The organism is Psychroserpens sp. XS_ASV72 (assembly GCF_041224425.1).
Taxonomy (GTDB): Bacteria; Bacteroidota; Bacteroidia; order Flavobacteriales; family Flavobacteriaceae; genus Psychroserpens.
In genome coordinates this window covers 1-8,882 of record NZ_JBGFGL010000060.1, presented here as the reverse complement: position 1 = coordinate 8,882, position 8,882 = coordinate 1, and the positions used below count along the sequence as shown (strand labels likewise).

Here is an 8,882-nt window from a genome sequence, read left to right as displayed (position 1 = left end):
GATCACGTAATCTGAATCGTTCAACAGTGTCAAAGTATTTGCAACAGTGTCCTCGAGATATACCTCAACAGAAGCTGGCAAGGTAGAATCAGAGATACTGAAGGTAAGCTGCTCACCTTGGTTGGCGTTGACCCCAAGAGGGATCGTCACATCGGCAAGGTCAGAACCGTTGAGTGCCTGAAGCGCCATCGCTACACCAGTGTTGTCCTGTACCAAATGAGAGTACACCGCAAATTCAGGTGCACCGTCACCCCATACCGCTGCATCGTAACCCAGGTCAAATCCTTGGGATGCGTTAGGGGTGAAGTAGAAATCGGTACTGAAAGACTTGTTGCTGGTATTGATGTCAAGGATCATGTATGTCAACTGAGCGTTACGCCCGACGATAAAGTCGTCGCTAGTGCCGGTTGAACGGATGTCCGGAGAGAACTCTAGGTCATAAGGTCCAACATTGGCCGCATTGGCACTCACGAAGAACCCTTGTCCAGGAGCCATTACCGTAGACGGCGTGGTCGTAGCCAGGTTGTAGATTGTCCAACCGTTAGTAGCGCTACCGTCATAACCGTAGATCGCTGCCGAAGCCGGTTCGAACAGGGCAAGGTTGGTAACACCTCCAACATCGTGGGAAAGGAACGTCTGTACGTTCATGTACGATGGGTAAGGGTTACCTACCAGGTTCCATTCCTGACGGATCGGTCCAGAGTTTTGGATATCGTTGGCCACGGTTCCGTTTTCAGCGGTACCCGTAAATGTCAATGTACCGTTGTCATCTGTTGCGGCTCTGTACCCAACACCGTCGCCACCCAAGGTAGCCGTTTCTGTATTGGCATAGGTCACGAAGTCACCGGTTGACTTATCGAAAGGACCGAAGAGGAACAATGTTCCAGCACCATTGTCGAACAGGTTAGGGTTCGCAGCAGCGAAGTCACTGAACGCCTGTCCGGATAAAGGAGCAGACACTAGGTCATTGCTTCCAGTGGAACCAGTACCGTTGATGTTCACGTGACGCTCGTAGTTGATGGTTCCACCAACAGTTCCGTCAAGGATCAAGCTAGAGTACGTAGTTGAGGTAGATTCTAAAGTCATACCTGCAGCAGTAGTCACTGAAGCACCTCCAGGAATCGTTGCACCTCCACCAGGTCTGATTGTAAAGCTGTTACAGTCTGTAGCACCAGTCATTACCGCATTACCAGCAGCAATGTAGATGTCTCCAGGAGTTGTAGTTCCAGTTGGGTCAGAAGGTGTCCAAGTTCCCATATTGTAAACAAAGTCCTCAGTACCAGTACAAGTCACACTCATTTCAAAGAAACCTATACTAGTTGCGTTCCACCCTTCGACAGAAATCCAATATTGGATACCAGCCTCAGCAACAAATGAGGTTTGGGCTAAGAAGTTTGAATTTGTACCATCACACTCATCATAACCTTCAGCAACAAAAGTTAAATTACCAGAAGTACCTGTGAATACTAGAATTTCTGTATCATAATCAGTACCATCAAGACAAGTGTCTAGTGAAACGGTTTGTCCATTTCCGAAGTACGAATACCAAACATTTGGAGAATCTGTATCAGAATCAACTCCATCTGGCGCATCGTTTTCATCCAATGTTGCATTTGTTGTGTTGCCAAATACTGTAGTACCACAAACTAAAGGTATAGCATTTGCGAAATCGTCATTTACAGGAGGACATGCATCTGTAAAGTCTCCTGGGATTGTGAAATCACAAGCACCATCAGAATGTACCACATCTAAATTAACGATAGTTCCATTTGCATAAGGACCAGCAGTTGCACTCGTACCTGAAATAGCGAACGTATCGGTACCATCAGAAATATCAGTAGCATCTCCAACAGATGTAAACTCTACATCAATTGAAAAGAATCCTGTACCACAATCTTCAACAACAGTAGTTGTATCAACAATGGCTTCAGTACAATCAGGAATTTCTTCAACAACAACATCATCAATATATAATCTCCATCCATCTAATCCTCCAGATGGTATATGCCATGCAATGTTAACATCACCTGAGTAGCCTGTTAAATCAACAACTAACTCAGTGCTCTCACCATTGTCAACATCCACATCACCATAAGAAGCTAATGGAAGTAAAGTATTTGTAAATGATGCTGGAGCAGTACCAGTTGTCGATAACAATACTTCAAAATCATTAGGTTCAAAAGTAGATTGTAAACTATATCTAAATATCAATCTATCGTTACCAGTTAAGGTTAAGACAGGTGTGATTAGCCAATCATCATTGTTACCACCGTTAAAGTCAGTATTGATCGCTGCACTTTCATCACCAGAGATGACGTCTAAAGTGTAATCTAAATTCCATGCGTCACCATCAGCGTTTTCATTAAGTACAGTCCAACAATTTTCTGTAGTTGAAGTACTATCAAATCCTTCACTAAATGGTAAAGCAAATGAATCACATGCTGATGAGAAATTGACAGGACCAATCCATGCTCCAAAATCAGTACCAGCAGTACATTCAGCTCTAACATACACATCGTAACTTGTGTTTGATGTTACAGTAGCAGTATAAGAGTTAGTTGCTGTGTCAGCACCTGTACCATCAGCAGCAGCAGGTTCTCCAGAACCAGCAGCAACAACAGCTACTTCCCATGCAGATTCTACACCACCACCAGTCCAATCAATTTGAGCTGAAGTAGTCGTAATACTAGATACTGCAATTCCACTTACATCAGGACAGCTAGGAATTTCCTCAACAACAACGTCGTCAATATATAATCTCCAACCATCATCACCTCCTGGTGGAACATGCCATGCAATATTAACATCACCTGAGTAAGCAGATATGTCAATAATTAATTCAGTACTCTCGCCATTGTCAACATCTACATCATTGTAAGAAGCTAAAGCAAGAACTGTGTTTGTAAACGATGCAGGAGCCGTTCCAGAAGTTGATAGCAATACTTCAAAATCATTTGGTTCAGCAGGAGATTGTAAGCTGTATTTAAACTTCAATCTTTCGTTACCAGTTAAAGTGATGGTAGGTGAAATTAACCAATCGTCGTTAGCACCACCATTAAAGTCAGTATATAATGCCGCACTTTCATCACCAGTGATAACATCGAGAGTGTAATCTAAATCCCATGCATCACCATCGGCATTTTCATTAAGTACAGTCCAACAATTTTCTGTAGTTGATGTACTATCGAAGGTTTCGCTAAAAGGTAATCCAAATGCACTACAAGTAGTTGTAAAATCAATTGGACCTACCCAATCTCCAAACTCAGTACCAGCAGTACATTCTGCACGTACCCAAGCCTCATAAGCAGTCCCTTCACTTAAAGTTGCAGGTGACGTGTAAGGGTTATTTGTTGTATCTGTACCAGAACCATCTGCAGCAGCAGGCTCACCTGTACCATCAGGTTGAATAGCTACTTCCCAAGCCGTTTCACCAGAATTGGCTGTCCAGCTTAAAGTTACAGAATCAGGACCAACAGTGTCAACACTAAGATCAGATATACCAATACAAGACGCACCAGCAGTTACCGATAAATCATAGGTTGTAGTTTGTGGTGAAGCCCAAGTAGAAACAACAATATAATACGTGTTTCCTGTACTAACCGGGAAATTAGTAATAGCTAAATCAGTAGTGGCATTAGCATTTACATCACCAGCAGCACAAGCAACACCAACATCTCCACAATCATTGTAAATGAAGACACCTGTGTATGTATCAGTGATATTTGTTAAATCTACATTGATAGATCCATCGGATGCCGCAGTAAAGGCATAAAACTTATCGTCACCATTTAAATATGCACTAGTAGATCCACAACCACTAGCACCAGCAGAGCCTGAGTAATCATCTCCAAAACCAGAAGTTGTTTCAGCAGCAGCAGCGTAAGGTAAGGCACCTATGTCAATAGCACTTTCACAAACGAAACCTGCAGGAGGTAACGCTTCTGTATCAAAAGTTTCTTCAGTACATCCAGTAGCATCACCATTAAAGTTATATGGTGTAATTGTAACGTAATACGTCGAAGCATACGCTAATCCTGATGGAGCATAAGATGTTGCAGCACCTACATCCACATTATCAGCAATGTCATTACCACCCATTGAAGAACCAACAGTAATTCTGTAGCCATCTGGAGATCCAGTAGCGTCAGACCAAGTTAAAGTTCCAGTACGTGGGAAATCTACTAAAGCAGATGTTAAAGCAGCATCACAGTTTGGTGGAAGAACAGGGTAAGGCACACAAGTTGCAGCAATGTCAAAGTTAAAACCTGGATCACCATTAATAGAGTTACCTACTTGAATAAAGTATTCTGTTCCAATATCAGCGTCAAACTCAACAGTAGCAGTTGTAGAGAATGGATCAGTTCCAACTAGACAAGTACCAAGAGTAAATCCGGCACAAGTACCATCAGTACTTTCGTAAACACCAATTTGCGCATTTTCATCAATAGCAGTTACAGTAATTGTAACTGTAGAATCATCACCAGAATATTGGTACCAAACGTCATCACCAATAGTACCATTACAAGAGGTTCCACTTCCACCAGTAGCACTGATAGTAGATTGTCCTGTAAGTGTATCATCACAAGCTAAAGCTGTAGCATCAGCACATAAATCGTTATCTGGTGGACAATAGTATTCAAAATCACCTACAGAAAAATCACAAGCAGAATTTCCAGCCGTGTGGAATACTGAGATATTAACTGAAGGAGAACTTGTAGTAAATGGACCTAATTGGTAAGAATATGTTCCTGGAATTAAAAATGTAGGACCATATACGTCATCTAATAAGAATTCACCATCACCAAGACCATCACCAAATTCATCAAACAAAACGTCAACATAGAATGTTCCAGCAACGCAATCAATTGTAGAAACGGTAGCACTCACAAGATCAGCAGCTGTACAACTTGCACAAATCACGTTCCAGTCCCATTGTGTTGTACAACAACCACTAGCAGAAGCACAACTCACAGAAGTGTCAGAGTCAACTTCCAAATAAATTGTGTCACCAGTAGAAGTAGCAGTAACACCAGTTAGGTCACCACCATTATTTCCATTATATAAAACTGTTGTTCCATCTGAGTCATAAATCGTAATATTATCACAACAGCTTTCAATACCTCCAGCATTAAACGTTAGCTTAAGTGGTGTTGTATCATTACTTTGATATGTAAAAAGAGTTGTATCACTATTACCATAGCAATAAGTAGTATTTACAGGTATACCTGAACTACAATCAACAATTGTTGGTCCAACAGGAGCAGCTGAGTTTAAGGTAGCTGTAGAAATACAAAAACCCCATCCAAACACAGATGAAGCATCATAATTAAAGCGGTATCTAAAACCACTTTGCTGTGTAGCAGTAAAACCACTAACGTCTAAAACACTGCTTGTGGTTGTTCCTGCAATAGCGCCACACCAATTTGATGTTGTAGAACTATTATCAGCAATGGCTTGCCACGTAACCCATGAAGCAGCATCTGCATCATAGTACTCTAAATCAAAAACACTACCTAAGTTGTAGTTGTAATCAAAATCGAGTGTTAATTCCGTTTCTCCATTTCCAACTGCAGCAGTTAGGTCGATAACAGGGGATTCAGCAATCAAAATGTCTGTAGAGCCACTTCCAGCTGCATCGTCATCATAAGAGAAGTTTGCATCAACGGTTGGATCACCCAAAAGTGCTCCAGCGTCGTAAGTACCGCTTAATGTCCAACTAGCGTTGGGCCAGTTCGTTGGTTCATTTACGGTTTGAGCATAGGAAAGCCAAAAACAGCCAACCATAGCTAAGAGTAAAAAGGTAACTTTTTTCATAATACTAGTTTTGTTGATTTTAAATAGCGCAAAAAGCTGACATAAATTCGCAGGATTGCAGTAAGATAGACGGGACTTTAACAAAAAATTCAGGTTAAATTTATGTTAAACTGAATTACAAATATAAAAAAACTCATGAGTTATCAAACATTTTGTTAAAATAAATTATGATTTCTTAAAAACTTACATTTATTCATAAAAAAAGCGCACTTTTTAGTGCGCTTTGATTAATAAAAAGTAAAGACTTTAAATTCTTATTTAAGAATTACTTTTTTAGTTTTAGTTTGGTTATTGTTGCTAACATTTGCAACATAAACACCACCATTTAAATTGGAAACATCGATACGATTATATAAAGTATTTGTGTCTAGTGGAGTAGATAATACAATTCGTCCTTGTATATCATATAAATTTAGAACCGTTTCTTCGTTTATCTGACCTCTAACCAGTATCGCATTTGTATCGTTTAAGGCTCTAATATCAATTGCATTTTCCAAGTTGTTTTCAGAGGTTGAAAGCGTATCATCGGTAACTCTCAAGAAGAAACGACCTGTGCCTGATATTGTAGTTGAAGGTGTAAATACATAATCACCAGTATTTAATAGTGTTATAGTACTTTCAACGATGTCTTCCAAGAATACTTCAGTGGTCACAGGGAGTGAATTCACTGCCATTGTAAAAGTTAATTGCTCGCCTTGACTAGCATTGGCTCCTAAAGGTATGGTAACGTCTGCTAAATCATCGGTATGCACTGCCTGTAAAGAAATAGGTTCTCCTTCATCTTCTTCAACTAATAAAGAGTACAATGCAAATGCTGGAGGATTGGCAAAGAATTCAGCGTCAAATCCTAAATCAAAACCAAGACTCGCATTCGGATTGAAATACACATCTGTATTGTACGAATCAGTAGCGGTACTCATGTTAAGCGTCATGTAAATTAAACCACCTTGTCGTCCTGCAATAAAGTCATCTGAAGTTCCGGTAGATTGCATAGCGGTTGTGAACTCTAAATCGTAAGCTGCTACATTAGCTGAATTGGCACTCACAAAAAATCCTTGTCCAGGTGTGATAACCGTTGAAGCTGTTGTCGTTGCTAAATTGTATATGGTCCAGCCATCAGTGACATCACCATCATAACCATAGATTGCTGCTGTACCAGGATTCAATAAATTTAGGTTTGTAACTCCTGTATCAACTTCATGAGTTAGAAAATCTTGAACATTGATATAAGACGCATAAGGGTTTCCGACTAAATTCCATTGTGCAAATTCAGGTCCTGAATTTTGAATGTCAATACTTACGGTTCCTGTTTGAACCGATCCTGTATATGCTAATGTAGCACCAGCGTCTGTTGCAGCTCTATATCCTGTACCGCTCGTTAAGGTTACTGAAGTTGCATCAGTATAATTTTCGTAAGCTCCAGCAGTTTTATTGAAAGGTGCAAAGGCATAGGTTGTTGGACCTGTATTGCCATCATCTAAAAGTGTTGCTGCATTGTCTGTTAAAAAGTCAGCCCAAGATTGTCCAGATACTGGAGCCGATACCAAGTCGTTACCGTTAGCGTTGGAATTCGCATATCTATTATAGGTAATGTCACCAGTAGACGAGCCATTGACAATTAAACTTGGATACTGTGTGCTTGTTGAAGTCAAGTTTAAGGTACCTGAATTACTAAGATCACCAGAAACTGTCACACTACTGTTTGAAGGTATATTCAAAGTACTACCAGATTGGATAGTTAAATAAGGTACAGTTGTGTCTCCAGAAGCACTTGCAGTTGCATTACCATCAATAGTATAAAGACTATTAAATTGTAATGAATTTAAGTATAAATTTCTTTGTCCACTACCACCATCTCCATTAGTGCCTGCACTTACATTGTAAAATCTGATGTTGTCAATGGTGCCAGGTGAAATACTACTAATAGTACCACTTTGAGTTCCAGATAGTCCTCCTGAACGAACAACAGTCCAAGAAACATCACTTGCATTTTGAGTGAATGTGCACGTAAAAACAGTATTCGAATCGTAAGCGTTAGAAAATAATCCAGAAGTACCAGTAATGTTGTACTGGTCACTTCCAACATTTAAGTTTATGATGGTGCTATTGGAACTATCCCTTAAATCGAAACCTTTGTTGCCATCTCTAAAGTTAACTCCAATAGAAACCGTGAACGAATCTCCTTCCTGCATCGATTGTGGAAAATCAACCCTTGCACCAGAAACAGCACCATTGCCGCTGTTGGCGAACATTCCAAAGGAATTTCCATTAACATCCAATGCTGAAGAGAACGATCCAATAAATCTACCGGCAAAACCTCCATTAGGAAGTGCTGTGTCAAAAGTCCAATCACTAAAACCAATACCTTGATTAGTGGTTGTCCAGCTGCCACCATAATTATCGGCATTATCTTCTCCTAATGAAAAGGTGTTCGTTCCCAGTGTCTGGGCATCAACACAAAATGCTGAAGTGGCAAATATCATTAATAGAATGTAAAAATTCTTCATACGTAAAATATTTAAAATTAAATCATAACAAATCGAGTAAATATATAACAGATTTATATAACATGAAAACGAAAACGATTTCGTGTTGATAAATAGCTAAATATTTGTCTAATATTTATCAAAGGGTTAATTCTAACTATGTATAAACCTTTAGTAGTTTATTTTAGGATTACCTTTTTGATGTTGTTTTGGTTGTTATTCTTGACAGTAACAATGTAAACACCAGCATTAATACCAGAGACATCGATACGATTCTGTAGCAACGACTCATCAAGTCTAGTGCTGAGCACTTTTCTGCCCTGGATGTCATAAAGGTCCAGTTTGGTGTTCTCGAACAGCTGTCCGCTGACCACGATCTGGTCTGAGCTGTTCAGTGCGAATATGTCCAGCTTGTCGATGCTGTTCTCGATTGTCGAGAGTGCATCGTCAGAGTATCTCAAGTAGAAACGCCCTGTTCCGGACAGGTCTGTGCTCGGCGTGATCACGTAATCTGAATCGTTCAACAGTGTCAAAGTATTTGCAACAGTGTCCTCGAGATATACCTCAACAGAAGCTGGCAAG

General features: G+C 40.1%; 3 protein-coding genes. All 3 read right to left on the bottom strand.

Features of this window, described 5'->3' with window-relative positions; genetic code table 11:
• On the bottom strand, positions 1–5,814 hold a 5,814-nt coding region (locus tag AB9K26_RS00835; protein WP_369970646.1), incomplete at its 3' end, for a choice-of-anchor J domain-containing protein.
• Between the two features lie 254 nt (positions 5,815–6,068).
• Positions 6,069–8,321, bottom strand: a complete 2,253-nt coding sequence (locus AB9K26_RS00830; protein WP_369970645.1) for a T9SS type A sorting domain-containing protein — start codon at positions 8,319–8,321, stop codon at positions 6,069–6,071.
• Between the two features lie 158 nt (positions 8,322–8,479).
• The coding region (locus tag AB9K26_RS00825; RefSeq protein WP_369970644.1) for a T9SS type A sorting domain-containing protein at positions 8,480–8,882 on the bottom strand (403 nt) is incomplete at its 5' end.